Genomic DNA, 26,074 nt, shown 5'->3' with positions numbered 1-26,074 from the left:
TTCGTCATGCGGCATATTACATGAAGTGCTAGACCGTTTGCCTGCCGGATTTGGGGTAGTGCTGGTAAAAGGTGTCGAAACAGTGTGACCAGGTCCACTGACTGCGGGCTTTCTGGCGGATGGCCTGTTTGTCCAGCACCTGGCAGTGTAGGATCGCTTCTTTTAGGTCGTGGTGCAATGCGCCGGAAAATCCGGGTTCGACCACATCCCTGGGGCCAGTGACATCAAAGGCGGCCACCGGCAAACCGTTACACATGGCTTCTATCATGACGATGCCAAAGGTGTCGGTGCGCGAAGGGAAGGCGAACACATCATGGCTGGCGTAGAGTTCGGCCAGTGCCTGGCCATACTGGTAGCCGGCAAAGTGGACGCGCGGATATTTCTGCTTCAATTCATTTAAATAAGGGCCGTTACCTACGAGGGTGATGTCAAATGTATCCTGGTAGGTGCATAGCGCATCCAGGTTTTTCTCTTTGCTGACGCGACCAACATTCAGTACGCGCAATTTGTGCGCGGGCGCAGTTTCTACGACTGGGCTGATTAGCTGCTCGGATACACCGCGCGACCAGATCACCAGGTTGCGGAAGTCCTGGTTCAGCAGTGTCTGGCGCATGCTCTCTGTGGTCACAAAGGTGGATAGTGCGCCGTGATGAAACCAGCGTAAATAAGCATAAGTCCAGCGTGCCGGGATATGCCACATCAGTGCCAGGTATTCAGGAAAGCGTGTGTGGTAAGAGGTGGTATAGGGTTTGTGATGCAGTTTGCACCAGCTGCGCGCGACCAGGCCCATCAGGCCTTCGGTCGCAATATGCAGTTGCGACGGTTGCATGCGGTTAAGGGTGCGCCACAGGCGGCAGGGTTGCAGGTTGAGCTGGATCTCCGGGTAAAACGGTAGTGGCATCCAGCGATATAAACTGGGATGCAGCACCTGGAAGCGGATGTTACGTGATTTCGCGATACGGCGCAGGTTTTTATATGTGGTCGAAACGCCATTGGTTTGCTGGAAGGTGTCAGTCACAATCAACATCGGTCACTACGCTCCAAACGGAAGGGTTGCGCTATCTTGCCAAGCCTGCATGACGGGTTTATGAATGTTTTAATCTACTACGTTCATGGTTCATGCATAAAAAGCGTATGTTCAGCTTGCTGTAAGCTTGGGCGGATGTACGTAAGTTACGCGTAAGGGTGGGTTGATAAGGTAAGCACATCGACGACAGTGCCAGCTCACAAAGTCTCGGTTCTAACTTATCTGGAGAACACACATGAACAAATTAGTTGCATTGACTTTTTTAGCGCTTAGCTTTACCAACCACGCCAGCGCAGACACCTTGCTGCAAACCGCTGAGCAGGATGGTAGCTTTAAAACCTTTTTAAAGGCTGTAAAAGTTGCTGGCCTGGAAAGCACATTGAATGGTGCTGGCCCCATGACTGTGTTTGCACCCGACGATGCTGCTTTTGCAAAGCTGCCTAAAGCCAGGTTGAAAGCGCTGATGGCTAACGGTGATGAACTCAAGAAAATACTTTCCTATCATGTCTACCCCGGCAAAATTACTCAGGCGGATGTGGCTGCCGGTAAGGTGAAATCGTTAGAAGGTGCTGATTTGCAATTGTCGGTGAGTGAGGGCGTGAAGGTGAATAATGTGAAAGTGGTTGGTGATGAAATCAATGCTGATAATGGTGTGATTCATACCGTGAGTGCGGTCCTGATTCCTAAAGGCTAATTCGCCCTTCAGGGCAGTAAGGCTGCGCCTGGGTTGCGTGGCCTGATTGCCTGCTTAGTTTTCAGGAGAGCAGATTACTAAACTGCTTTGTGTTATTACGCGTTGTTATCCGGTCTAGTCTGCAGGTGTGTTTTTAAAATGCTTTGCAATGGTTGTATATAAAGATTCGCTGAAATTGCAACGGGTTTGCTAAAATAACGCTTTTTATTCCGGTCCTGTTTTCATGACACGCAAAATTCTGGTGACTTCCGCCTTGCCTTATGCCAACGGCAGTATTCATTTGGGGCATCTGGTGGAATATATCCAAACCGATATCTGGGTGCGCTTTCAAAAAATGCAGGGACATACCGTGCATTACGTGTGTGCGGATGATACGCACGGCACCCCTATCATGTTGCGTGCGGAAAAAGAAGGCATCACACCGGAAGCGCTGATTGAAAAGGTGCATGCTGAACATAGCCAGGACTTTGCCGAGTTCCTGGTGCAGTTTGATAACTACTATTCCACCAATTCGGAAGAAAATCGCCAGCTATCCGGCAATATTTACCGTGCGCTCAAGGCTAATGGCAAAATTGCCAGCAAGACCATTGAACAGTATTTTGATCCGGTCAAAAACATGTTCCTGCCGGACCGCTTTATCAAGGGCGAATGTCCGAAATGCCACGCCAAAGACCAGTATGGTGATAACTGTGAAGTCTGCGGTGCGACCTATAGCCCGACCGATTTGATTAATCCTTATTCTGCGGTATCCGGTGCGACGCCCGTACGCAAGGAAACTGAGCACTACTTCTTTAAACTCAGTGAATGCGTGGATTTTCTGCGCGACTGGACGCGCTCCGGTACTTTACAGGCCGAAGCCGCCAACAAAATGAACGAATGGCTGGGTGAAGCGGGTGAGAATAAATTGTCTGACTGGGATATTTCGCGTGACGCGCCATATTTCGGGTTTGAAATCCCCGACGCGCCAGGCAAATACTTCTACGTCTGGCTGGATGCGCCGATTGGCTATATGGCCAGTTTCAAGAACTTGTGTTCCAAGGCTGGCCTGGACTTTGACGAATACTGGAAAAAGGATTCTTCCACCGAGTTGTACCATTTTATCGGCAAGGATATCCTGTATTTCCATGCTTTATTCTGGCCGGCAACGCTGGCGTATTCCGGCCACCGCACACCGACACAAGTGTTTGCGCATGGCTTCCTGACCGTCAATGGCGAGAAGATGTCCAAGTCACGCGGCACCTTTATCACGGCACGCAGTTACCTGGACCATGTCAAGAATCCGGAATACCTGCGCTATTACTATGCTGCCAAACTGAATGGCAGCATGGAAGATATCGACCTGAACCTGGAAGATTTTGTTGCGCGCGTGAACAGCGACCTAGTGGGTAAATATATCAATATCGCCAGTCGTACTGCTGGCTTTATCGCCAAAAAGTTTGATAACAAACTGATTCCTGCACAACATGCCGTGATCGACGAGATGCGCACGGCAGCGCCCGCCATTGCCGAAGCATTTGTGGCGCGTGACTTTGCACGTGCCTTGCGTGACATTATGAAACTGACCGATGCGGCCAATGCCTATGTGGCGGAAGCGGCGCCTTGGGTCGTGGCAAAAGATGACAGTAAAGCTGCCGAGTTGCATACGATTTGCAGCAATGCGCTGGAAATGTTCCGTTTGCTGACCATTTACCTGAAACCGGTATTACCGAATATTGCGTCAGCCGTAGAAGCGTTCCTGAACGTGCAGCCCCTGCAATGGGCTGATGTGGCGCAAGGGCTGGGTGCACAAGCAATCCAGCCGTATAGCCATATGATTATCCGCCTGGAAGGCAAGCAGATCGAAGCGATGGTTGAAGCCAATAAGGAAAGCCTGCAGGCCACAGCACCAGCCAGCACCGAAGCCAAGGCTGAAGCAAAAGCTGAAAGTAAAGTCGGTGCCCAGGCAGAAGGAGAGGGCGACTATATTTCGATTGATGACTTTGCCAAGGTGGACCTGCGCATTGCCAGGATTGCCAGTGCCGAGCATGTGGAAGGTGCAGAAAAGCTGTTGAAACTGCTACTGGATATTGGTGAAGAAAAGCCACGCCAGATATTTGCCGGCATCAAGTCCGCCTATGATCCGGCCACGCTGGTTGGCCGTTTAACCGTGATGGTGGCGAACCTTGCCCCGCGCAAGATGAAATTTGGCATGAGTGAAGGCATGGTGCTGGCCGCGAGTGATGAACGCGGTGGCCCCTATATATTGTCACCTGACAGTGGCGCGCAGCCCGGAATGCGCGTAAAATAATATATTGTCATAAATATACTTCTGGGCTGTCCTGTGTCCGAGGGATGTCTGATGGCATTAAATATTTCTATGCTGTTTTTGCGCTAAATCAAAGAATTGATAGCCGTTTCCCGCTTTAATATTAGCCTGGAAAAGCAGCTAAGGTCTTGATTTATATTATATCTAATCATATAATATAAAATTGTATAATGTTTCACGAATGGTCCGTATTGCAATGGCAGAACCCCGCGCAGTGAGCAGTGCAAATCCCTGGCTGGGTTTAGATATCCAGTCTGAATGGGAGCGTTTTAGCCAGCGTGAAACAACGACTTCCTCGGTATGGACATCACATGTCTGGGTCGATAGCATGCATTGTGCTGCGTGTAGCGGACGCATTGAACAATCCCTTAAACAGCATGCCGGCGTCCTTGCCGTGTATGCCAGTGCTGCTTCCAAACGCGTTCGTATCGTTTGGGATGCGCAAAAAACTTCCCCCTCGAAATGGTTCGCTAATCTGAACGAGATTGGTTATCCGGCCCTGCCTGTCACCGAATACAATGCCATCACCGACAGAACCGTGCAGCAGCGCAAGATGCTGTGGCGATTGGTGGTTGCGGTATTCTGCATGATGCAAGTCATGATGTATGCCTATCCGACCTACCTGACTGGCAGCAATGACATGACGGCAGATATGGTGCAACTCCTGAAATGGGCTTCCTGGGTGCTGACTTTACCGGTGATGCTGTTTTCAGCAACCCCTTTCCTGTCTCAAGCCTGGTCCAGTCTCAAACAGCGTCAGTTGGGCATGGATGTGCCGGTCGCACTGGGCATTATGGTCGCCTTTATTATGAGCGCATTGGCGACTTTTGCGCCTGGTGGCTGGTGGGGTGACACGGTTTACTATGATTCGCTCACCATGTTTGTCAGCTTTTTACTGATCGGGCGCTGGCTGGATGTGAAATTGCGTAACCGCACGGCAGGGGCGCTGGAAAACATGATGCGCCGCTTGCCGCATGCAGTGCTCAAGAAAAACGATGCAGGCGAATGGGTGCAGATTGCGGCCAGCAATATCAACGTCGGCGATATCCTGTTTGTACGGCCGGGTGAAGTGTTTGCCGCTGATGGTAAAGTAGTTAACGGCAATACCAGTGCTGATGAATCCATGCTGACCGGTGAATCGGATCCAGTCATGAAAGCGGCGGGTACTAAGGTGATTGCCGGTTCCGGTAATTTGACTTCGGCGATTGAAATGCAGGTAGAGCAGGTGGGCGAGGGCACACAATACCATGCCCTGGTCAACCTGATGGCGTCTGCCTCGACAGAAAAACCGGGCATTGCCTTGCTGGCCGACAAGGTCGCGCAACCATTCCTGTGGGGGGTGCTGCTGGCGGCGATTGTGGCCGTACTGTACTGGTGGAGTACAGATCCGGCTAAAGCGGTGATGTCTGCGGTGGCTGTTCTCGTGGTGACTTGCCCGTGCGCGCTGTCGCTGGCCACGCCGGCAGCCATGCTCGCCAGTGCCGGGACCTTTGCCAAAGGTGGGGTACTCATCCGCCGCTTGCAGGCCATCCAGGCCATCAGTGAAGTCGATACCATTGTGTTTGATAAAACCGGCACCCTGACCGAGAACCTGCAGCAGGTGGAGTTGGCGGAAGCGCATCCGGACTGGGGAAGTACCCTGTTACTGGATATGCTGGCAACCATCACGCGTGACTCCCTGCACCCCGTTGCCAAGGCTTTGCATGGGTTTGCCTTGCAGCAGGATGGCAGTGACCAGTTGCCCATGCAGCACTGGCAGGAGGTAGTCGGTGGCGGCACGTCTGCCACGTTTACCACCCAGTCAGGCGATGCGATAGAGGTAAAAATCGGTAATGCCCGGTTCTGCGGCATTACCAACGAACCCGAGACTGAAGCCTTGCGCCAGGTGTATTTAACCACCGGGGCAACCATGCTGGCACGCCTGACTTTGTCAGAGCAAGTGAAGCCGCATGCCAAAGCAGCCATTTCGCAATTAATTTCACAAGGGCTTGATATTCAACTGTTATCTGGTGATAGAATAGCGCCGGTAAAAAATCTGGCCGCACAATTGGGCATTGCCAATGCGTCAGGTTTACAAAAAGCAGAAGATAAGCTGCAGCACGTTAAGTTGCTGCAACAACAGGGGCGGAAAGTTTTAATGGTCGGTGATGGTTTGAATGACGGCCCTGTCATTGCAGCAGCGCATACTTCTATTGCAATGGGTACCGGCGTCCCTTTGACGCAGGCACAGGCCGATATGGTGGTATTGGGCAATGATATCGGAGTGCTGGTTTCGCTCATTTCGCACTGTAAGAAAACCATCCTAATCGTAAAACAGAATTTGTTATGGGCAGCGCTGTATAACGCTGCCGGTGTGCCTTTGGCGATCATGGGCCTGCTGCCTGCCTGGTTGGCGGGTCTAGGCATGGCGACCAGCTCGTTGCTGGTGTTGCTGAATGCGTTACGCCTCACTCACTGGGATCAGTTGGACTGGCAGAAAGGTCAGGCATAGCATGGAAATAGCATTTTTATTGATACCGATGGCAGTGATACTGGTATTCGCGATTTTGGGTGGCCTCTGGTGGGCCATCCAAACAGGGCAGTTTGAGGATCTGGAAGAGGAAGGTTCTCGGATTCTTGAGCAGGATTGATATGTGTCAAATGATCGCCACTTAACGTGTGCGATATTGGCAAATATCTGAAAAGTAGTTTTTTCATGTTGGGTGTTAGTTTTATTGATTGGGAGAAATCCATGCAAGATGCAACCGTGAAGGCTGCGACCTACAATGATAAAGTGGTCCGCCAATTCGCAATCATGGCAGTAGTTTGGGGTGTCTTCGGTACACTGATGGGCGTCATTATTGCGTCCCAGCTGGTGTGGCCGGAACTGAACCTGGGCTTGCCATTTACTTCTTTTGGCCGTTTGAGACCACTGCATACCAATGCGGTGATTTTTGCATTTGGCGGTACTGCGTTAATTGGTACCTCCTACTATGTAGTCCAACGAACCTGTCAGGCGCGCTTGTTTAGCGACAGACTGGCCAGTTTTACATTCTGGGGCTGGCAAGCTGTGCTTATCGCTGCTGCCATCTCTTTGCCTCTGGGTTACACTCAAAGTAAAGAGTACGGCGAGCTTGAATGGCCAATTGATATCCTGATGGCAATTGTATGGATTGCTTATGCCACCGTATTCTTTGGTACCATTTTTGTCCGCAAGGTCAAACATATTTATGTGGCGAACTGGTTTTATGGCGCCTTTATCCTGGCGGTGGCTTTATTGCACATTGTTGAGAGTGCTGCGATCCCTGCCGGCTGGTTCAAGTCTTACTCTGCTTACGCCGGTGTACAGGATGCGATGGTACAGTGGTGGTATGGTCATAATGCGGTAGGGTTTCTGCTGACTGCGGGCTTCCTGGGCATGATGTATTACTTTGTGCCTAAACAGGCCGAGCGTCCGGTGTACTCTTATAGCCTGTCTATCGTGCACTTCTGGGCGTTGATTTTTACCTACATGTGGGTGGGCCCTCACCATCTGCATTACACTGCATTGCCTGACTGGACACAGTCTTTGGGTATGGTGTTATCCCTGATCCTGTTTGCGCCAAGCTGGGGCGGTATGATCAACGGTATCATGACCTTGTCCGGCGCCTGGCATAAACTGCGCACAGACCCTATCCTGCGCTTCCTGATCGTTTCCCTGTCTTTCTACGGTATGAGTACCTTTGAAGGCCCGATGATGGCGATCAAGACTGTCAACGCTTTGTCTCACTACACTGACTGGACCGTGGGTCACGTGCACTCTGGTGCCCTGGGTTGGGTAGGTTTCATCACCATCGGTTCCCTGTATTTCATGATTCCACGCCTGTTCGGCCAGAAACAGATGTACAGCGTGAAAGCGATTGAAGTGCACTTCTGGATGGCCACTATTGGCGTTGTACTGTATATCGCTTCATTGTGGATTTCCGGCGTGATGGAAGGCCTGATGTGGCGTGCCATGAATGCTGACGGTACGCTGGCTTATACCTTCGTTGAGAGCGTGAAAGCCAAATTCCCGTACTACTTTACTCGTGCATTGGGTGGTTTCCTGTACATGAGCGGCATGTTCCTCATGTTGTGGAACACATATAAAACAGCAAGCAGCGGTAAACCAGCAACGGTAGAAATACCTGCTGTTGTTGCGCACTCTTAAGGAATTCAGTATGGCAACTCATGAACATAATAGTGGCAATTTTCACGAAAAGATTGAAACAAGTCCCTTCTTGTTGATCGTGCTGACATTCATCACGATCTCCTTTGGGGCCCTGGTTGAAATCGTGCCTCTCTTTTTCCAGAAATCCACCACAGAGCCTGTGCGTGGCCTGGAACCTTACACTGCATTGCAGTTGGCTGGCCGGGATATTTATCAGCGTGAGGGCTGCTACAACTGTCACTCACAGATGATTCGTCCTTTCCATGCCGAAACATTACGTTATGGCCATTACTCTGTGGCGGGCGAGTTTGTTTACGATCACCCGTTCCAGTGGGGGAGCAAGCGTACAGGTCCTGACCTGCATCGTGTTGGTGGCAAATACAGTGATGACTGGCATCGCGTTCACTTGAACAACCCGCGTGATGTGGTACCGGAATCCATCATGCCGGCCTATCCATGGTTGAACGAAAACCTGGTGGATGACGCTACTATCGGTGACCATATGACCGCCCTGCGTAGGGTAGGTGTGCCATACACCGATGAGCAGATCAAGACAGCGGGTGCCGATATCAAGGGTAAAACCGAAATGGATGCACTGGTCGCTTACCTGCAGGTGCTGGGTATTCACGTTAAATAAGGGGGTGCGCCATGGATACGATCACTATATTACGCATATTTTTTACGGTACTGACGTTTGTACTGTTTGTAATTATCCTGGTTTGGGCATGGCGCAATCGCAACTCCGTGCAATTCAAGGACGCGCAACATCTGCCGTTCGATCAAGATTAAATAGTTGTGCGGAAATGTTAAGGAAAACATCATGAATGATTTTGTAAGTGGATTTTGGCCGATCTGGATTTCGACCATTACTCTGGCTGGGATTGCATTCTGTCTTGGCTTGCTGGTTTTTGCCAGTCGCATCAAGGTGCCTTTGGATAGTGACAACACCAATGGTCACGAATGGGATGGCATTAAGGAAATGAATAATCCATTGCCAATGTGGTGGGTAGGTTTGTTTATCATCACCATTATTTTTGCCTTGGGCTACCTGTACCTGTTCCCTGGCCTGGGTGAGTACCAAGGTAAATTTGGCTGGACACAGGTGAAGCAATATGAAGCTGAAGTGGCAAAAAACAATGCAAAAATTGCGCCACTGTATGCCAAATATGCGGCCATGCCGGTAGAAGAAGTGGCCAAGATTCCTGAAGCGCGTGATATTGGTAAACGTATTTTCCTGAACAACTGTGCGGCATGTCACGGTTCAGATGCCAAGGGTAGCCGCGGCTTCCCTAACCTGACTGACAATGACTGGTTGCATGGTGGCAGCCCTGAGAAGATCAAGGAAACCATTACCAATGGCCGTATCGGCATGATGCCGCCAATGGCCGCTGCAGTGGGTAGCGAAGAAGATGTGAAAAACGTCGCCAACTATGTACTTAGCCTGTCCGGCAGTATCCATGACTCTGGCCGTGCCAATGCCGGTAAAGACAAGTTCGCGGTGTGTGCTGCCTGCCATGGCCCTGAAGGTAAAGGTAACCAGATGATTGGTGCGCCTAACCTGTCCGACAATATCTGGTTGCATGGCCAGGGTGAAGCCGCGATTATCAAGCGTATTCACGAAGGCAAAACCAACCAGATGCCTGCCTGGCAAGAGAAATTCAGCCCTGAGCAGATTCATTTATTAACAGCTTATGTATGGGGACTTTCTAACAAGTAGTTTATGCAAAAGGCTATGAGCGAAACCAAACGAAGCGCCGCTGTGACTGAAACCACCATCCCTGAACGGGAGGTGGTTTTGTCACTTTATAAATCCGACGACAAGATTTATGCCCGGGGCGTATCCGGTTTATACAACCGCTGGCGCTGGGTCATGGTGTGGGCAACCCAGCTGTTCTTCTATGGCGTGCCATGGTTACAGTGGAGTGGCAGGCAGGCGATGCTATTTGACCTGGATGCCAAACGCTTTTATATCTTCGGCCTGATTTTTCACCCGCAGGACCTGATTTACCTGTCCTTCCTGCTGATCGTATCCGCGTTATCTCTTTTCCTGTTCACGGCCATTGCCGGGCGCTTGTGGTGTGGTTATACCTGTCCGCAAACGGTGTATACCGAAATCTTCATGTGGATGGAACAGAAAATCGAAGGCGACCGTATCGCACGCATGCGACTGGATGACAGCAAGTGGAACCTCAACAAGATTACGCGTAAATCCCTGAAGCAATTTGCCTGGATTACCTTTGGCTTGTGGACAGGCGTAACGTTTGTCGGTTATTTCACGCCCATACGTGAACTGGTGCCCAGCATTGTCGAGATGCAACTCGGCGGCTGGGAAGCTTTCTGGATCTGCTTCTACGGCTTTGCAACGTATGGCAATGCCGGGTACATGCGCGAACAGGTTTGCAAGTATATGTGCCCGTATGCACGTTTCCAGAGCGCTATGTTTGATGGCGATACCATGACCGTGACTTATGATGAGGCGCGCGGCGAGCCACGCGGCTCACGTTCCAAAAAGGCCGGCGAAAATGCCAACGGGCTAGGCAGCTGTATCGATTGCAGTATTTGCGTGCAGGTATGCCCGACCGGGATCGATATCCGTAACGGTTTGCAGCATGAATGCATAGGCTGCGGGGCTTGTATTGATGCCTGTGATGATGTGATGGATAAAATGGGCTATGCCAAGGGACTGATTAAATATACCACCCAGAACGGCCTTGATAACCGCTGGAACCGTCAGCAGATGCTGCGCCGCCTGCTCAGGCCGCGGGTACTGATTTACGGCGCTATCCTGACTATCCTGACGACAGGTATGGCGGTGAGCCTGTATTTCAAACCCGAGTTCAGGCTGGATGTGTTACGTGACCGTGCAGTGATGGCTCGCTATACCAATGACGGTAAAGTGGAGAATGTCTATAATCTCAAGCTGGAAAATGATACCGAATCCGAGCGCGACTTTGACCTGAAGGTCACCGGTTTGCCGGACATCGCCCTGCATTTTTCCGATGAGGATGCGCAGGGCTTCAAAGGGTTGAAGCCGTTTGAGAAACGCAATGTCGTGGTTGAATTGCAGCTACCTGACGGTGCCGTCAGCGCAGGCTCACACAAGGTGTATTTTGAAGTGACGGATCTGTACTCCAAGGAAACATTGAAGGAAAAAGCCGTCTTTATTATTCCCAGTAATTAATGCCGCAGCGCAAGGCGGTTGAGCGCCTTGGCTGCATAAAGGAGCATCATTGAGTAATTTGAGCAATTGGTTTCAGAAACAGAACCCGTATGTCTGGCTGATTATCGGTGGTCCATCTATCGTGATTGTGGCCTCTTTTATCACGCTGTATCTCGCCATCACTAATCCTGACCCGGCCATTGATGATTACTACCGCAAAGGGATGGAAATCAATAAAACCCTGGATGCGGAGGCACAGCAGAGTGCCGGGCACAATAGTAATGCAATGACGCCTGCCGTCGAGGCACGCAATCACGTGCAAACCAGCATGAAACCTGCGGATAACTAACGTCGTTTTATCAGTTAAATACGCACACATGAAACCCTTGTGTGCGTATTTGTTCCGCATAGTCTTTTAATATTGCCTCTGGCGTGACTTGTATCATGCCTGTCGTATCTTGCTGGCTGGGCCTGCTGATGCTGTATAGCAGAATCCCTTTAATCTGTTGTTGCAAAGGGTGTAGCGCCTGTAAATAGCCTGGCAATGAGGGCGTTGTCACGGTTTGCTGGCGGATACGCCGGCACAGTATCGCGGTTTGCACCCAGGTCTGGCATAAGCTGCAACAGGTTTTCAGGCGTTGCAGGTGCAGAGAGAGTGGCAGGCGGCTATCATTGATGGCCAGCATTTCTTCATCGCTGCCTGCATCCAGCTTGAACCAGACTTCACCTCCCAGCATGTGCAACTGCCGGATGGCGTGCTGGACATGCGCGTGCTGGCACTGGCTGCCGTTAGTGATCAGGCGTACATGTCGCGGCTTGTCCTCCGGCGCGCGATGGCACAGGAGGTCATGTACTGCCAGCATGGCTTCGGCAAACTGCGGCGAGGTGGTGGGCTCGCCATCACCGGCGAACGCAATGTCTTGTACCAGCGCTTGTATGCTGCCTTTGCCATGTGCGGTAATTTCCCGGTGCAGCCAGTCCAGGCAACCCTGCAACTCATGCTGCAGCGCGCTGATGGTAATGACAGGAGAAGGCCCGCGTTGCAGGCCAGGCACCTGACAGTAAATGCAATGCCAGTTGCAACAATGGTTGGGATGCAGGTTGATGCCTATGGAGATGCCTTGTGCCCGGCGAGACCAGACCGGATAAACATACCGCCACTGGCGCGTACCCGCATGCGCCGCCAGGCCATCGAACAATGTTCTGGCCTGCATGGTTAAGTCAGGCATGATCAGCAGGTACTGGCGTTGAAAATGGCTTTCAGTTTGTCATGGTCCAGAATGCGGATGTTTTTCTGTTTGACTTCAATAATGCCATCCTCACTGAATTTGGAGAATGTCCGGCTGACGGTTTCCAGTTTCATGCCGAGATAGCTGCCAATTTCCTCACGCGTCATGCGTAAAATCAGCTCGCTTTTGGAATAGCCCCTGGCGTGCAGGCGTTGCAACAGGTTGAGCAGGAAGGCTGCCAGGCGCTCTTCGGCACGCATATTGGCCAGCAGCATCATGACACCGTTCTCACGCACGATTTCGCGGCTCATGATTTTGTGCACATGCCGTTGCAGTACCGGAATCTGGCGGGAAAGGTCTTCCACATGATTGAACGGCATCACGCAGACTTCCGCATCTTCCAGCGCAATCGCATTGCAGTTGTGCTTATCGCTGACAATGCCATCCAGGCCCATGATTTCACCGGCCATCTGGAAGCCGGTCACTTGTTCGCGGCCATCTTCAGACACGACGCAGGTTTTGAAGAAGCCGGTACGAATCGCATACAGCGTGGTGAACGCATCACCACTGCTGTACAAATGCCCGCCCTGTTTCACCTTCCTGCGGGTAGCCACCATGCCATCCAGCTGCTGCATTTCGTCAGTATTCAGGCCGACCGGCAGGCAAAGTTCGCGTAAATTGCAATTGGAACAGGCGACTTTGAAGCTGGGTTCGATTTGTTTTTGTTCGATAGGCTTGGGTTCGGTCTGCATGGCGGCAATCCTGGGCTCTTGTTGCACATGCGGCAGATTATACGCTTCCCGGGCGTCTGCGAGTTCATTGAGCATGATGGTATGGTCTCTTCCCTTTATAGATGTCTGGTCATTATGCAATCCCAGCTCTGGGATTCACTTGATGTACATCAAGTAGCCGGCGATTGCTTTGTGGCAAAGTGTGCCCCAGTAAGTGAAAGCACTGAATTTCTTATCCGTACCGAACAGGAAAAAGTTTGCCAGAGACCATGAACCAACCGTTGAAGATCACGCAGGCACATATCGAACGCTATGATGTTTCCGGTCCGCGTTACACCTCTTACCCGACGGCGGACCGTTTTGTGGAAGCATTTGATGCAGCCACCTATTGCAAAGCCGTCGCGCAGCGCAATATCAATGGCTGGGCCCAGCCCTTGTCCATTTATGTGCATATCCCGTTCTGTGCCTCACTGTGTTTTTATTGTGCCTGCAACAAAATTGTCACCAAGCGTTACGAGCAAAGCGCGATTTACCTGGATTACCTGCAACGCGAACTGGATTTGCATCTGCAGCAGCTGGGTGTACAACAAACTGTCAACCAGCTGCATCTGGGCGGGGGTACCCCGACATTTTTCAATGACGAAGAATTGTCCCGCCTGGTGCAAATGCTGAAAAGCGCTTTTGTGTTCAGTGAAGAAGGCGAATACGCGATTGAAATCGACCCGCGGACAGTGAACTACCAGCGCCTGCAGCATTTGCGCGACCTGGGCTTTAACCGCCTGAGTTTTGGCGTGCAGGATTTTAATGCGGACGTGCAGCAGGCAGTGCATCGCGTGCAGTCTTATGAGCAGGTGGAAGCCCTGATGCAGGAAGCGCGTGCCATGGGCTATCAATCCATGAATGCCGACCTGATTTATGGCTTGCCGAAACAAACGCCCGCTACTTTCCGTGAAACGATTGCACAGATCGTTACCTTGCGCCCTGATCGCATTGCCCTGTACGGTTACGCACATTTGCCTTCGCGCTTCAAGCCGCAGCGCCGCATCTTGCAGGAAGACCTGCCTAACGCAGTAGATAAGATCCAGATGCTGTCTGAAGCAATCCAGCAATTGATGCAGGCCGGCTATGTGTATATCGGTATGGATCACTTTGCCTTGCCAGGCGATGCCCTGGCGATTGCCAAACAGCAGGGCAGGTTACACCGCAACTTCCAGGGTTACAGCACCATGGCAGACCAGGATATCCTTGCGCTGGGTGTATCCGCCATTGGCAAGATGGGCGCCAGCTACAGCCAGAATGCCAAAACACTGGAAGAATATTATGATTTTCTCGACCAGGGTCAGCTACCGATTGTCCGTGGCCTGGCCCTGAGCCGTGATGACCTGATACGCCGCGCCGTGATCATGGCCATTATGTGTCATGGTGAGCTTAGTTATGAATCGATTGATTTGTCGTATATGACAAACTTCAGGGAGTACTTTAAACCTGAACTGCAGCAACTTGTGGATAAACAGAAGCAGGGCCTGGTTATCCTGGAGAATGATGGTCTCAAAGTGACCGACATGGGGTGGTTTTTTGTACGCGCCATCGCCATGGTATTTGACCGCTATTTGCAGCACGATAGCAATCGTGCAAGGTTTTCCAAAATCCTTTAAACTCTCGGCATGTTAGCCAGTTTACTCCTGACCGCCTTCGTCATGGGGCTGGCAGGCGGGCCTCACTGCATAGCCATGTGTGGTGCAGCTTGCGGCGCCATGCAAACTTCTTCCCATATCCAATCTATCCCGATTCGAATTATTCACACTGTTCCGTGGAGTTTTTACCTGGGGCGCATGCTGGGCTATGGCATGCTGGGTGCCTTGGCAGCACAGAGCTTGCGTGGCCTGGCTTGGTTGTCTGATCAAAGCCATGTATTCCAGCCTTTATGGACTTTTTCGCATACGCTGATCTTTGCCTGGGGGTGTTTATTGCTGCTCACCGGCAGACAGCCACAATGGGCAGTGCAACGCGCGCAACAGGTCTGGGCGTGGATTAAACAGCGTACCCAGCATGCCAAGCTGGGCTTCCTGTTCACTGGCATGGTATGGGCCTTGTTGCCATGCGGGTTATTGTATTCTGCTGTGATGCTGGCCTCCCTGCAGTCGCAATGGTTGCAAGGCGCGCTGGTGATGATGGCATTCGCCACCGGTTCTGCCACTATTCTCGCCATGGCGCCAATCGTGTGGCGCTCCGGCCAGCAAAAATTGCCTGCCTGGATGCGTGAATCCACCGGTATGCGTATCAGCGGTGCCATGCTGGTGAGCCTGAGTCTGGTCGCATTGTGGATGGATGTCATGCACCACGACAAATTGTGGTGCCAGGTACTGTAACTCCTCAAATTCTGCGTATTTTTATATCCCGTTAAGCCATATCAGTTGTCTGAAGATGGCAGACCTGGTGTTAATATTGTTAATTTAAGTTAATAATATGGAGGTCTTATGCGCGGATTACACGGTTTCATCTATTTTCTGCTGTTATGGTTTGAGCCTGTTGCGCCAGCTTACGCCCAAGTACCGGATATCCTGCTGGCACATATCTACCATGAAGGCATTGATGTCCGGGAGTACCTGGTCAGTGAAAAACTGGATGGCGTACGTGCTATCTGGGATGGTAAACAGTTGATTAGTCGTCAGGGCAACCCGATTCATGCACCGGGCTGGTTTACCAGAGGCTTTCCTACCCAATCGCTGGATGGTGAGTTATGGATTGGCCGTGGCCAGTTTGAACTGCTTTCCGGTACCGTGCGCCAATCCACACCTAGTGAAAACGACTGGCGAAAAGTGGCCTATTATGTATTTGAACTATCGAATGCTGAAGGTACATTTTCCGAGCGGGCACGGCAGATTGAACGTATCGTTGGCAACATACATAGCCCTTACCTCAAAGCCATCAAGCAGTTTCATGTCAGTGATGAAGCATCACTTAAGCGCACATTAGACAGTATCGTTGCCCGGCACGGGGAAGGGCTGATGCTGCACCGTGCCGATGCGCCTTATGTCACCGGCCGCAATCACGTGTTGCTTAAGCTCAAACCACAGCTGGATGCAGAAGCCAGGGTGATTGCGCATGTCCCCGGTAAGGGAAAATACCTGGGGAAAGTGGGGGCGTTGCTGGTGGAAACACCGCAAGGGTTGCAGTTCAGACTGGGTACCGGCTTCAGCGATGCAGAACGCGCACAGCCGCCAGCGATAGGCAGTATAGTGACTTACACGTATCGTGATTTAACCAAGAATGGCAAGCCGAAATTTGCCAGTTTTTTGCGGGTACGGCCACCGGAGTGACGAGTATTTGAAAAGATTGAAGCTTTTTTGTTAGTGGGGAGGTGTGAGTGTTGTGGTACTGGATGTAGCGATTTGTTTCGCCTTTAGGCGAAACAGCATGTTGCTTCTAAACACACTCACTCACCAGGATTACTAATCGTCTCAAAAGTAACAAAAATCCGCCCATCAGAAACAAGCAAACTTAAGCTGCTTGTAAGCCTCCATGCTGCATGACATTTCCCATGCCATGTTAAAATCCTTTCCCTATGACTGCCGTTTCTCCCGCCCAACTTATCAGCCAACTCGAAAAACAACTTCCCCAGTGTATGCTGGCTGACCGTTTCCCTTTGAAACGGCGTTTACACCAGCTTAGGGATGCGTTGAAACAGAATAAACCGGTCGATAAACCGCTGGTGGATATTGCGCATAAAGTACAGGCTTCACAGCAACGTTTACAGACAAGGCTGGCTGCATTACCCAAGCCGGATTACCCGCCGGAATTACCGGTCAGCGGCAAAAAAGACGAGATTGCAGCGGCCATTGCCAAGCATCAGGTCGTGATTGTGTGTGGTGAAACCGGCTCCGGTAAAACCACGCAATTACCTAAAATCTGCCTGGAGCTTGGGCGAGGTGTCACTGGTCTGATTGGCCATACGCAACCGCGACGTATCGCGGCACGCTCAGTGGCCAGCCGTATTGCGCAGGAACTGAAAAGCCCGCTCGGTGAAGTGGTTGGCTACAAAGTGCGCTTTAACGATAAATTATCCGAGCGCAGTTACGTCAAGCTGATGACCGATGGTATTTTGCTGGCGGAGACGCAGAGCGATAAATTTCTCAACGGCTATGACACCATCATTATCGATGAGGCGCACGAGCGTAGCCTGAATATCGACTTCCTGCTGGGCTACCTGAAACAGCTACTTCCCCGGCGGCCAGATTTAAAAATCATCGTCACATCGGCAACGATTGATGCCGACCGTTTTGCCAATCATTTTGACGGTGCGCCTGTCATTGAAGTATCTGGCCGCACTTATCCGGTTGAAATCCGTTACCGCCCGCTGGGTAATAAAACCACCATGGTGGCAGTGGAAGTGCCGATTGATGACGGGCTGGATGATATAGACCGGTTTGCGCAGGACCTGATGGGCATCAAGCGCAAGCCGCCGCGTACGGAAACGCGCTGGCTGGAGGAGGATGACGAAGAAGAGGTGATGGAGGATGCCATCCTCGATACGGCTGAAGACCTGTTACGGCAAGGCGATGGCGATATCCTGGTGTTCCTGCCCGGTGAGCGTGAAATCCGCGATACGGCGGATCACTTGCGTAAAAACCAGGGGCGTTCACTCAAACTGAAATCGGCTGAGATCCTGCCACTGTTTGCGCGCTTGAGCATCGAGGACCAGCAACGTATTTTCAAGCCCGGCGGCCAACGCCGCATTGTGCTGGCGACCAATGTGGCGGAAACGTCATTGACGGTGCCGGGTATTAAATACGTCATTGATGCCGGCCTGGCACGTGTCAACCGCTATAGCCCGCGTGCCAAGGTGGAACAGTTACAGATTGAGAAAATCTCACAGGCGGCGGCCAAGCAGCGGGCAGGGCGTTGTGGTCGCGTTTCCAGTGGCGTCTGTGTACGTTTGTATTCCGAAGAGGATTTTAAGCAGCGCCCGGCATTTACCGACCCTGAGATCCTGCGCAGCTCGCTTGCCAGTGTGATTCTGCGTATGGCGGATTTACGCCTGGGTGATGTGGCTGAGTTCCCTTTTATTGAAGCGCCTTCCTCGCGCCTGATCAGTGACGGTTACCAGTTGCTGCAAGAACTGGGTGCGGTGACTGAGCGACGCGAAATTACCGAACTGGGCCGGCAGATGGCGCGCCTGCCATTGGACCCGCGCGTGGCGCGCATGATTATTGCTGCCAGAAAAGAAGGTTGCCTGCGTGAGATCCTGATGATTGCCAGTGTGCTCAGCATCCAGGACCCGCGTGAACGGCCCATGGATAAACGCGAGGCGGCGGATCAGGCACACGCCAAATTCAAGGCGGATGATTCAGACTTTATGAGTTATCTCAAGTTGTGGGATTGGTACGCGCAGGCGCTGAAGGACAAAAAATCCAATCGCGAGTTGCTGAATCAGTGTCACCAGAATTTCCTGTCCTTTTTGCGCCTGAAAGAGTGGCGGGAGCTACATGCGCAATTGCTGGAGATGGTAGGCGAAATGGACTTCAAGCCCAGCGACAAGGAGGCCAGCTATGAACAGATTCATCGCGCTTTGCTCTCCGGCTTGCTTGGCAATATTGGCTTCAAGGATGGCGATGGCGAGACTTATGCCGGTGCGCGCGGTATCCGCTTTACCATTGCACCAGGCTCGGCATTGAAGAAAAGCCGTCCTAAATGGGTGATGGCGGCAGAGCTGGTGGATACCACCAAACTGTATGCGCGCGTAGTGGCTAAAATCGACCCGGACTGGATAGAACCGATTGCTAACGAAGGTGGCAGCCGCGACCTGACGCAGAGTCATTACAGTGACCCGCGCTGGGATAGAAAGCAATCACAAGTCGTGGCTTGGGAGCGTGTCAGCCTGTATGGGCTGACCATCGTGCCCAAGCGCCGGGTGCATTATGGACCGGTGAATCCTGATGAGACACGCGAGATTTTTGTCCGTGAAGCACTGGCAACTATGGAGTTAGATACGCGCGCGCCATTTCTCGAAGCCAATCGCCGCCTGATCGCAGAAGTGGAGGCGCTGGAACACAAGGCGCGCCGCCAGGATGTACTGGTGGATGAGCATCAGCTGTTTGCTTTTTATGACAGGGTGGTGCCGCCAATCAGTGAGCAATACCGCGTATTCAACGGTATTTCGTTTGAAAAATGGCGGCAGGACGCGGAAAAAACCAATCCCGGAATCCTGTATCTGACCCGTGACTCGTTGATGCGCCATGGTGCCAATGCGATTACCGAAGTGCAGTTTCCCGAGCAGATGACCATAGATGGGGAAACCGTGCCACTCAAATACCGTTTTGAACCGGGGCATGTGCTGGACGGTGTCACGGCAACCATTCCACTGGCATTGCTGAATCAGCTGGATGCGACGGCGGCCGAGTGGCTGGTGCCGGGCATGATCCGCGACAAGCTGACGGCCCTGATTAAAGCTTTGCCCAAGACCTTGCGCCGGGTGTGCGTGCCGGTGCCGGAATTTGTGACCGGTTTCCTGGAGGCAAAGGCCATTTCCGAGCCATTGCTGCCAGCCCTGGCGGCCTATGTGCAACAGAAAACGACGCTCAAACTGAAAGCGGAAGAGTTTGATATGGCTGGCCTGGAGGCGCACCATTTGATGAATTTCCGCGTCGTCGATGAAAAAGGCCGTGAACTTGGCATGGGCCGCGACTGGAACGCGCTGAAAAAACAGCTCGGTTCAGCCGCACAACTGACCTTCAGGAGCGGTTCGCCGGATATTGAGAAAACCGGCCTCAAGCAATGGGATTTTGGAGACTTGCCGGAAACGCTCACATTCAGCAAGGATGGCCGCCAGTTAACCGGTTATCCGGCGCTGGAAGACAATACCGACACTGTGGCGGTCAAATTGTTTGATACAGCTGAAGCTGCCGCAACAGCGCACCGTAAAGGCGTGTGCCGCCTGATGCGCTTTGAGCTCAAGGAACAAATGAAACAACTGGAGAAAGGACTGCCAGGATTTAACCAGTACGCGTTGCTGCTGCGCAACGTCATGAACCCTGACCAGTTACGTGAGGATATGTTGCAAGCGATTGCCGACCGCGCTTTTATTGCCGAAGATGATTTACCACGCACCAACGCCGAATTCATGCAACTGAAAGCACGGGCACGCACGCGGTTGCCAGCTGTGACGGAGGCATTGACCCGGCAGGCGCAACTGGTGGCGACTGAATATCAGGTGCTGACTGCGCAATTGCAGAAAATGACGCCGGTCACGCAGAAAATCCGGCGCGAATGTGAACAACAGCTCAATGCGCTGGTCTATCACGGTTTCTTCAGCAGGACGCCATGGGAGCAGTTACCACATTTGCCCCGTTACCTGAAAGCCATCCGCATGCGGATTGATAAATACCCGACCAGCATGGAACGTGACAGCCGCCACGCGCAGGCCATTGTGCAACTGGAACAGCGCAGGCAGCAGAAAATAGAGCAGTTGCGCAAGGCCAGCCTGCCTGTAACAGGCCAGTTACAAGACTTTGCGTGGCAGTTGCAGGAGTTACGTGTATCATTATTCGCGCAGGAATTAAGGACGCCTTATCCTGTCTCCATCAAACGTCTGGAAAAACTCTGGCAAGAAATGCAATAGTCATGTGCGATGTCCGCTAATTCGTGATTAACCCCGTTCATGCAAACACCTTCTCCATTTGAACCCTTTAGCACGCCTAACTGGCTGAGACCCAGACAGAAGGACAGGGTGTTGCGCATTCCGGCGCGGCTCATGTGGGGCTTTTTAATCTCCCTGATTTTCCATGCTATTTTATTCTGGGGATTTTTGCTGGATTTGCTCAAACCAATGAAGGAGCCGTCACAGGCCCCCATCAGTGTGGTGCTGGATCTGGGTGTGCCGGTCAAGAGCTTGCCCAAACCGGTGGAGCCACCTCCAGAAGTGCCACCAGTACCTGAGCCTAAGCCGCAGCCAAAACCAAGGCCACAGCCGAAACAGGAATACCAGCTGCCGAAAAAGATTATTCAGTCACAGAATCCTAACAGTGCATTCAAGCTGCCTGAACCAAAACAGCAACCAAGGTCTGAGCCGACGCCACAACAGCCACCGCCACCGGTGGAGGATTTTTCCAGCATGATCAAACGCAAGCAAACGGATCGTAACGCTGAGGAAATGGCCGCCAAGCAGATTAATGATGCAGCCGCTGCGGCAGAGCGTGGGCCCTCTGAAGATGAGCGCCGCACCAAGAACATCATGAACAATCTCAAGTTTGGTACCAATGGCTTGTTCCAGATCAAGCGCATGGACCCGTTTAATGCCAGTTTCAGCTTTAAAGGCTGGGTCAATGACTATACGTCTGCCAATACCCAGTATTACGAAGTGGAAGCCAAGAGCGGAGAAGATATCCGCCTGGTGATGATACGCCGCATGATTGCGATTATCCGTGAGCACTACGACGGTGATTTTGACTGGATTTCCAACCGCCTGGGCCGCACAGTGACCTTATCCGCGCGACCGGCAGATAGTGCTGGCCTGGAAGATTTCCTGATGAAAGAGTTTTTCGGCCCTAATTACAGGAGCCAGGATATTTACGGACGCTGATCAGGGCGTTTGCCTGCCGCCTGGCATGACTTAGCCTCTCTCTATCATCGCGGTGTGTAATGCCCGGATCACGCGATCGATATCATCACTGTTTTCACTGGTGAGTGCCTGATGCTCGCCGTCGGCGGCCTGGATGATGACAGCATAATGTGTTTTGGCTGAAAACCACGCCGCGATGCCCATGGCAACGGAAAAACCGCCCACGAACATAAATGCGCCCTGGAAAATAAACAGGAAGGCGCCGGCCAGCATACAGAAGGTGGCAAAGCCGCGCGCGGGTTCCAGCATGCCATGCCTGACTGCAAGAATGTCTTGCAGAAGGTAGCTGTGTTCGTTTGCGACGAATTGCGTATTGCTGACCTTGACGCCTTCAAGGCTGAAGAAAACCTTTTCCTCCATCCCATATTCCTTGTTTTTATTTATGATGAGATAACGTTGTCGCAAGCCGTGTGTTGAACACTGCTTGCAATGGGTTAACAGATGCTCACATTGTGAGGCGGGTGGATTCTATAGATTATTTCAAGGGATGGATAGAGGGTGGATGCGGTTTATTGTCACCCGAGGGGAAGCTATCCAGATGTGCTCATAATCAGCCATACAAAAAATAAACACCCTTTCAATGCTGTACACGCGTAGCAGCATGAAAGGGCGTTCCATGCGATTAGAATAAATGTGTGAACAACCAGTACAAGGTGCCGGATAACACCATCGCCATCGGCAAGGTCAGTACCCAGGCCATCATCAGGTTACGGATGGTGGACATTTGCAGGCCGGACTTGTTGGCTGCCATGGTTCCAGCCACACCGGATGACAATACATGGGTCGTTGACACTGGCAGGCCATACATATCTGCCGCGCCAATCATGCCCATGGCGACCAGTTCGGCAGAAGCACCCTGGCCGTAAGTCAGGTGTGTTTTACCGATTTTCTCGCCCACGGTAACTACAATACGCTTCCAGCCCACCATCGTGCCCAGGCCGAGTGCAATCGCCACTGCCACTTTTACCCATAACGGAATGAACTTGGTCGCGCCATCAATTTCCTTTTTGAATGCGGCCACATTGGCTTTGGTATCGCTGTCAAACGTGATGCTGCTGTCTTTTTCCAGCAGGCGGATGGCCTCAGAAGCCAGGTACATATCGTTACGTACGTTGCCCACCTGTTCGGCAGGGACTTCGGCAAATGTCCCGTGGGATTTGACCTGTTCACCGATACTGCCGGTCATGGTGGCCAGTGCCGGCACCAGCTCAGGCGTGACGGTTTTGGTGCGTACATATTCGGTGAGTTTCTGGCGGGCGGCGTCAGCGCTGGCAGGCGGTACAATCGTCGTACTATGGGCCAGTGATTGCTGGGTAACGTTGGCCACAGCGACAAACTGTGTCATCTGGTCAACCGGCATGGCACGGTTCAGGGCGTAGGCCATAGGCACGGTACCCACCAGGATCAGCATGATCAGGCCCATGCCTTTCTGGCCATCGTTGGAGCCGTGGGCAAACGATACACCGGTACAGGTCAGGATCAGCAAGGCACGGATCCACAATGGTGGAGGCTTATTGCCTTTGGGCTCGTGATAAAGCTCTTTGCTTTTGACAAAGGCCTTCAGCGCCAGCAATAACAGCGCCGCACAAAAGAAACCAATGAGCGGGGAGAGCAGCAGGGAGTAACCGATTTTAGTGGCTTGTGCCCAATCGACACCGCTGGTGCCATCACGGCCATGCATCAGGGCATTGGCAACACCGACACCGATAATGGAGCCGATTAAGGTGTGGGACGAGGAAGCAGGCAAACCCAGCAACCAGGTCCCCAGATTCCACAGAATAGCGGCAATCAGCAAAGCAAATACCATGGCGAAGCCGGCACCGGAGCCCACTTGCAGAATCAGCTCCACCGGCAGCAGGGAAATAATACCGAATGCCACGGCACCACTGGAGACCAGTACGCCGAGGAAATTGAATAAGCCCGACCAGATCACCGCAAAGTTGGCTGGCAATGAGTGGGTGTAAATCACGGTCGCCACTGCGTTTGCCGTATCATGAAACCCGTTCACGAATTCGAAGCCGAGCGCAATCACCAGGGCCAGGCCCAGTAAAATAAATGGCAGCCAGGTGGTCGCTTTGGCACCGGTGTCCGTCACGTCATGCATCAGGCTGAAGCCGGTATACATGAAACCGATCAGTAACAAGCCAATAAAGATGGCCATGGTCATGAGGCCAGGCTTATTGTCGAGATTGGGCCTGGCAGTGGATGCGCTATGCAATAGCGGCGAGTGACTAGCAGTGGAGGTATCCATAAATGGTCGCCTGATGGTTAATGAGATACCAGAGTATTATTTTTTAATATGACAAATTGATGACAGAGAGAGCAGTCAAGGAGAAGGAGGCATGAAACAGTCATCAAACTGTCATGTTGGAAAACTAGTATTTTTACTTCGTTAACTTTAGATATCAGCAGCGGAATCCCCATGACAACTGAAAAGTCTGCCGACATCCTCTCTATGGATGAGCGGTTTAATAGTGAAATGATGGATAGTTTTGACGAAGAGCTGGAAATGGAACTGGATGACGAGCGCATGGACCAGATCCTGGCCGAATTTGCCGATGCTTCAGAAGTGTATGGCTTGCAGACAGGCAATGCCAAATCATCACTGTCCAACCGCCACACCTATTTTAAAGAGCTGTTCCGCTTGCAGGGTGAACTGGTCAAACTGCAAGACTGGGTGGTGCACAATAAGTTAAAAGTGGTGGTGCTGTTTGAAGGGCGTGATGCCGCAGGTAAAGGCGGCGTGATTAAACGTATTACGCAACGCCTGAATCCGCGTGTCTGCCGGGTGGCTGCCTTGCCTGCGCCCAGTGAGCGTGAGCGGACGCAATGGTATTTCCAGCGTTATATTTCGCATCTGCCTGCCGGCGGCGAAATCGTGCTGTTTGACCGCAGCTGGTATAACCGTGCCGGCGTGGAAAAAGTCATGGGCTTTTGTAACGATGACGAATACGAAGAGTTTTTCCGCTCCGTGCCTGAGTTTGAAAAGATGCTGGTCCGCTCCGGCATTATTCTGGTCAAGTACTGGTTCTCCATCACCGATGATGAGCAGCACTTACGCTTTATGACGCGTATCCATGACCCGCTCAAACAGTGGAAACTCAGCCCGATGGACCTGGAATCACGACGCCGTTGGGAGCAATACACCAAAGCCAAGGAAGTCATGCTGGAACGTACGCATATTCCCGAAGCGCCGTGGTGGGTCATCGAAGCCGTAGACAAAAAGAAAGCGCGTCTCAACTGCATTAATCACTTGTTAAGCCAGATTGACTATGGTGTTGTAGAACACGCGCCAGTGGTATTGCCCCAGCGGGTCTATAACGATGACTATATCCGCGGCCCGGTGCCTCAAGAGATGTTTGTGCCTGCCAGGTATTAATGTTGGCAAAGGAAAAGGCCGGTGTTACCGGCCTTTTTATTCAGCCGACGGATATTGTTTGTCGCGTGTATGTCTGAGCCAGTGCTGTCTGAAATGCGGCTTCTCAGCCTGCTGTGTTCCGGTTAACATAAGGCATCCATCTCAGGAGAGCATCATGAAAACAAGTGGCCTGATTGTTGTTGATCTGCAAAACGAATATCTACCTACCGGTAAACTGCCGCTCACCGGCATTGAGGCTGCGGTTGCCAATGCTGCCAGGGTGATTGCCTATACCCGGCATAAAGGCATGCCGGTTTTTCATATCCGGCACGAATTTGCCCATGATGAGGCACCGGTGTTTATTCCCGGTAGCGATGGAGTAAAAATTCAGGCGAGTGTAGCACCGGTGGCCGGAGAGCCGGTGATTGTCAAAAACCATATCAACGCATTCCGCAAGACCGACCTGAAACAGCAACTGGATGCGCATGAGGTAGAAGAAGTGGTCGTAGTAGGCGCCATGAGCCATATGTGTATTGATGCTGTTGTCCGCGCGGCGGCAGATATGGGGTATGCCGTGACCGTATTACACGATGCCTGTGCTACGCTGGACCTTGAATTCAATGGCGTGACTGTGCCTGCGGCACAAGCACATGCTGCTGCCATGGCCGCATTCGCCTTTGCTTATGGTTCGGTGATTTCGACGGATAAATACCTCAGTTAAGAGTCTCCGGCCCAGCCGAACTGGATACACAAGCAAAAGGCCGGAGAACCCGGCCTTTTTTATA

Annotated in this window: 22 protein-coding genes; 17 read left to right on the top strand and 5 right to left on the bottom strand. The window is 52.0% G+C overall.

Features of this window, described 5'->3' with window-relative positions; translation table 11 throughout:
• Positions 1-28: 28 nt before the first annotated feature.
• A complete protein-coding gene (locus tag BLP53_RS05165; RefSeq protein WP_091471053.1) occupies positions 29-1,027 on the bottom strand; it encodes a glycosyltransferase family 4 protein in 999 nt (332 codons plus the stop codon).
• 235 nt (positions 1,028-1,262) lie between these two features.
• Here BLP53_RS05165 and BLP53_RS05160 point away from each other — a divergent pair, with 235 nt between their 5' ends.
• From BLP53_RS05160 to BLP53_RS05115, 10 genes are all read left to right on the top strand, one after another.
• The gene (locus BLP53_RS05160; RefSeq protein WP_091471050.1) at positions 1,263-1,721 is read left to right on the top strand and encodes a fasciclin domain-containing protein; all 459 of its coding nucleotides are present in this window, start codon (positions 1,263-1,265) and stop codon (positions 1,719-1,721) included.
• Between the two features lie 223 nt (positions 1,722-1,944).
• A complete protein-coding gene (metG, locus tag BLP53_RS05155) occupies positions 1,945-4,008 on the top strand; it encodes a methionine--tRNA ligase (RefSeq protein ID WP_091471047.1) in 2,064 nt (687 codons plus the stop codon).
• 214 nt (positions 4,009-4,222) lie between these two features.
• Entirely contained in the window at positions 4,223-6,517 is a 2,295-nt protein-coding gene (locus tag BLP53_RS05150; RefSeq protein WP_091471393.1) for a heavy metal translocating P-type ATPase, read from the top strand.
• Between the two features lies 1 nt (position 6,518).
• Positions 6,519-6,656 (top strand): cbb3-type cytochrome oxidase assembly protein CcoS, encoded by a 138-nt coding sequence (ccoS, locus tag BLP53_RS05145; RefSeq protein WP_091471043.1) that lies wholly within the window; start codon positions 6,519-6,521, stop codon positions 6,654-6,656.
• Positions 6,657-6,757: 101 nt separating this feature from the next.
• Entirely contained in the window at positions 6,758-8,194 is a 1,437-nt protein-coding gene (ccoN, locus tag BLP53_RS05140; RefSeq protein ID WP_091471392.1) for a cytochrome-c oxidase, cbb3-type subunit I, read from the top strand.
• A 10-nt stretch (positions 8,195-8,204) separates the two neighbouring features.
• A complete protein-coding gene (ccoO, locus tag BLP53_RS05135) occupies positions 8,205-8,831 on the top strand; it encodes a cytochrome-c oxidase, cbb3-type subunit II (RefSeq protein ID WP_091471041.1) in 627 nt (208 codons plus the stop codon).
• An 11-nt stretch (positions 8,832-8,842) separates the two neighbouring features.
• Entirely contained in the window at positions 8,843-8,983 is a 141-nt protein-coding gene (locus BLP53_RS05130; protein WP_091471038.1) for a cbb3-type cytochrome oxidase subunit 3, read from the top strand.
• Between the two features lie 31 nt (positions 8,984-9,014).
• Positions 9,015-9,911 carry a cytochrome-c oxidase, cbb3-type subunit III gene (gene ccoP / locus BLP53_RS05125; RefSeq protein ID WP_091471035.1) on the top strand — a complete coding sequence of 299 codons (897 nt, stop codon included), beginning with the start codon at positions 9,015-9,017 and terminating at the stop codon, positions 9,909-9,911.
• A gap of 15 nt (positions 9,912-9,926) precedes the next feature.
• The gene (gene ccoG / locus BLP53_RS05120; protein WP_091471032.1) at positions 9,927-11,375 is read left to right on the top strand and encodes a cytochrome c oxidase accessory protein CcoG; all 1,449 of its coding nucleotides are present in this window, start codon (positions 9,927-9,929) and stop codon (positions 11,373-11,375) included.
• Between the two features lie 58 nt (positions 11,376-11,433).
• A complete protein-coding gene (locus BLP53_RS05115; protein WP_245652644.1) occupies positions 11,434-11,703 on the top strand; it encodes a FixH family protein in 270 nt (89 codons plus the stop codon).
• 10 nt (positions 11,704-11,713) lie between these two features.
• On the opposite strand, the gene BLP53_RS05110 is transcribed toward BLP53_RS05115, so the two are convergent.
• Together BLP53_RS05110 and fnr are read right to left on the bottom strand one after the other, a co-directional pair.
• Entirely contained in the window at positions 11,714-12,583 is an 870-nt protein-coding gene (locus BLP53_RS05110) for a radical SAM protein (RefSeq protein ID WP_245652643.1), read from the bottom strand.
• Positions 12,584-12,585: 2 nt separating this feature from the next.
• Positions 12,586-13,335, bottom strand: a complete 750-nt coding sequence (fnr, locus tag BLP53_RS05105; RefSeq protein ID WP_218119027.1) for a fumarate/nitrate reduction transcriptional regulator Fnr — start codon at positions 13,333-13,335, stop codon at positions 12,586-12,588.
• Between the two features lie 248 nt (positions 13,336-13,583).
• On the opposite strand from fnr, the gene hemN reads away from it, so the two are divergent.
• The 5 genes from hemN (at position 13,584) to BLP53_RS05080 (ending at position 21,892) form a co-directional block, all read left to right on the top strand.
• The gene (hemN, locus tag BLP53_RS05100) at positions 13,584-14,969 is read left to right on the top strand and encodes an oxygen-independent coproporphyrinogen III oxidase (RefSeq protein ID WP_091471028.1); all 1,386 of its coding nucleotides are present in this window, start codon (positions 13,584-13,586) and stop codon (positions 14,967-14,969) included.
• A gap of 9 nt (positions 14,970-14,978) precedes the next feature.
• Entirely contained in the window at positions 14,979-15,683 is a 705-nt protein-coding gene (locus tag BLP53_RS05095) for a sulfite exporter TauE/SafE family protein (RefSeq protein WP_091471025.1), read from the top strand.
• Positions 15,684-15,791: 108 nt separating this feature from the next.
• On the top strand, positions 15,792-16,634 hold the full coding sequence (locus BLP53_RS05090) for a DNA ligase (RefSeq protein WP_091471023.1): 843 nt from the start codon (positions 15,792-15,794) through the stop codon (positions 16,632-16,634).
• A 305-nt stretch (positions 16,635-16,939) separates the two neighbouring features.
• Entirely contained in the window at positions 16,940-20,932 is a 3,993-nt protein-coding gene (gene hrpA / locus BLP53_RS05085) for an ATP-dependent RNA helicase HrpA (protein ID WP_091471021.1), read from the top strand.
• Between the two features lie 132 nt (positions 20,933-21,064).
• Positions 21,065-21,892, top strand: a complete 828-nt coding sequence (locus BLP53_RS05080; RefSeq protein ID WP_245652642.1) for a hypothetical protein — start codon at positions 21,065-21,067, stop codon at positions 21,890-21,892.
• 30 nt (positions 21,893-21,922) lie between these two features.
• On the opposite strand, the gene BLP53_RS05075 is transcribed toward BLP53_RS05080, so the two are convergent.
• On the bottom strand, positions 21,923-22,291 hold the full coding sequence (locus tag BLP53_RS05075) for a DUF6232 family protein (RefSeq protein ID WP_091471016.1): 369 nt from the start codon (positions 22,289-22,291) through the stop codon (positions 21,923-21,925).
• A 262-nt stretch (positions 22,292-22,553) separates the two neighbouring features.
• Positions 22,554-24,182 (bottom strand): inorganic phosphate transporter, encoded by a 1,629-nt coding sequence (locus tag BLP53_RS05070; RefSeq protein WP_091471014.1) that lies wholly within the window; start codon positions 24,180-24,182, stop codon positions 22,554-22,556.
• A gap of 171 nt (positions 24,183-24,353) precedes the next feature.
• Between BLP53_RS05070 and ppk2 the strand changes: the two genes are divergently transcribed.
• Both ppk2 and BLP53_RS05060 read left to right on the top strand, forming a co-directional pair.
• The gene (gene ppk2 / locus BLP53_RS05065) at positions 24,354-25,310 is read left to right on the top strand and encodes a polyphosphate kinase 2 (RefSeq protein WP_091471011.1); all 957 of its coding nucleotides are present in this window, start codon (positions 24,354-24,356) and stop codon (positions 25,308-25,310) included.
• A 154-nt stretch (positions 25,311-25,464) separates the two neighbouring features.
• Positions 25,465-26,010 (top strand): cysteine hydrolase family protein, encoded by a 546-nt coding sequence (locus tag BLP53_RS05060; RefSeq protein ID WP_091471008.1) that lies wholly within the window; start codon positions 25,465-25,467, stop codon positions 26,008-26,010.
• The last annotated feature ends 64 nt before the right edge of the window (positions 26,011-26,074 follow it).

Source organism: Methylophilus rhizosphaerae, from assembly GCF_900100975.1.
In the GTDB taxonomy this organism is placed as follows: Bacteria; Pseudomonadota; Gammaproteobacteria; order Burkholderiales; family Methylophilaceae; genus Methylophilus; species Methylophilus rhizosphaerae.
This window is presented reverse-complemented; position numbering and strand designations above follow the sequence as displayed.

Coding starts and splice junctions, on each gene's coding strand:
- BLP53_RS05165 (WP_091471053.1), bottom strand. CDS start 1,027: ATGTTGATTGTGACTGACACCTTCCAGCAAACCAATGGCGTTTCGACC.
- BLP53_RS05160 (WP_091471050.1), top strand. CDS start 1,263: ATGAACAAATTAGTTGCATTGACTTTTTTAGCGCTTAGCTTTACCAAC.
- metG (WP_091471047.1), top strand. CDS start 1,945: ATGACACGCAAAATTCTGGTGACTTCCGCCTTGCCTTATGCCAACGGC.
- BLP53_RS05150 (WP_091471393.1), top strand. CDS start 4,223: ATGGCAGAACCCCGCGCAGTGAGCAGTGCAAATCCCTGGCTGGGTTTA.
- ccoS (WP_091471043.1), top strand. CDS start 6,519: ATGGAAATAGCATTTTTATTGATACCGATGGCAGTGATACTGGTATTC.
- ccoN (WP_091471392.1), top strand. CDS start 6,758: ATGCAAGATGCAACCGTGAAGGCTGCGACCTACAATGATAAAGTGGTC.
- ccoO (WP_091471041.1), top strand. CDS start 8,205: ATGGCAACTCATGAACATAATAGTGGCAATTTTCACGAAAAGATTGAA.
- BLP53_RS05130 (WP_091471038.1), top strand. CDS start 8,843: ATGGATACGATCACTATATTACGCATATTTTTTACGGTACTGACGTTT.
- ccoP (WP_091471035.1), top strand. CDS start 9,015: ATGAATGATTTTGTAAGTGGATTTTGGCCGATCTGGATTTCGACCATT.
- ccoG (WP_091471032.1), top strand. CDS start 9,927: ATGAGCGAAACCAAACGAAGCGCCGCTGTGACTGAAACCACCATCCCT.
- BLP53_RS05110 (WP_245652643.1), bottom strand. CDS start 12,583: ATGCCTGACTTAACCATGCAGGCCAGAACATTGTTCGATGGCCTGGCG.
- fnr (WP_218119027.1), bottom strand. CDS start 13,335: ATGCAGACCGAACCCAAGCCTATCGAACAAAAACAAATCGAACCCAGC.
- hemN (WP_091471028.1), top strand. CDS start 13,584: ATGAACCAACCGTTGAAGATCACGCAGGCACATATCGAACGCTATGAT.
- BLP53_RS05095 (WP_091471025.1), top strand. CDS start 14,979: ATGTTAGCCAGTTTACTCCTGACCGCCTTCGTCATGGGGCTGGCAGGC.
- BLP53_RS05090 (WP_091471023.1), top strand. CDS start 15,792: ATGCGCGGATTACACGGTTTCATCTATTTTCTGCTGTTATGGTTTGAG.
- hrpA (WP_091471021.1), top strand. CDS start 16,940: ATGCTGGCTGACCGTTTCCCTTTGAAACGGCGTTTACACCAGCTTAGG.
- BLP53_RS05080 (WP_245652642.1), top strand. CDS start 21,065: ATGTGGGGCTTTTTAATCTCCCTGATTTTCCATGCTATTTTATTCTGG.
- BLP53_RS05075 (WP_091471016.1), bottom strand. CDS start 22,291: ATGGAGGAAAAGGTTTTCTTCAGCCTTGAAGGCGTCAAGGTCAGCAAT.
- BLP53_RS05070 (WP_091471014.1), bottom strand. CDS start 24,182: ATGGATACCTCCACTGCTAGTCACTCGCCGCTATTGCATAGCGCATCC.
- ppk2 (WP_091471011.1), top strand. CDS start 24,354: ATGACAACTGAAAAGTCTGCCGACATCCTCTCTATGGATGAGCGGTTT.
- BLP53_RS05060 (WP_091471008.1), top strand. CDS start 25,465: ATGAAAACAAGTGGCCTGATTGTTGTTGATCTGCAAAACGAATATCTA.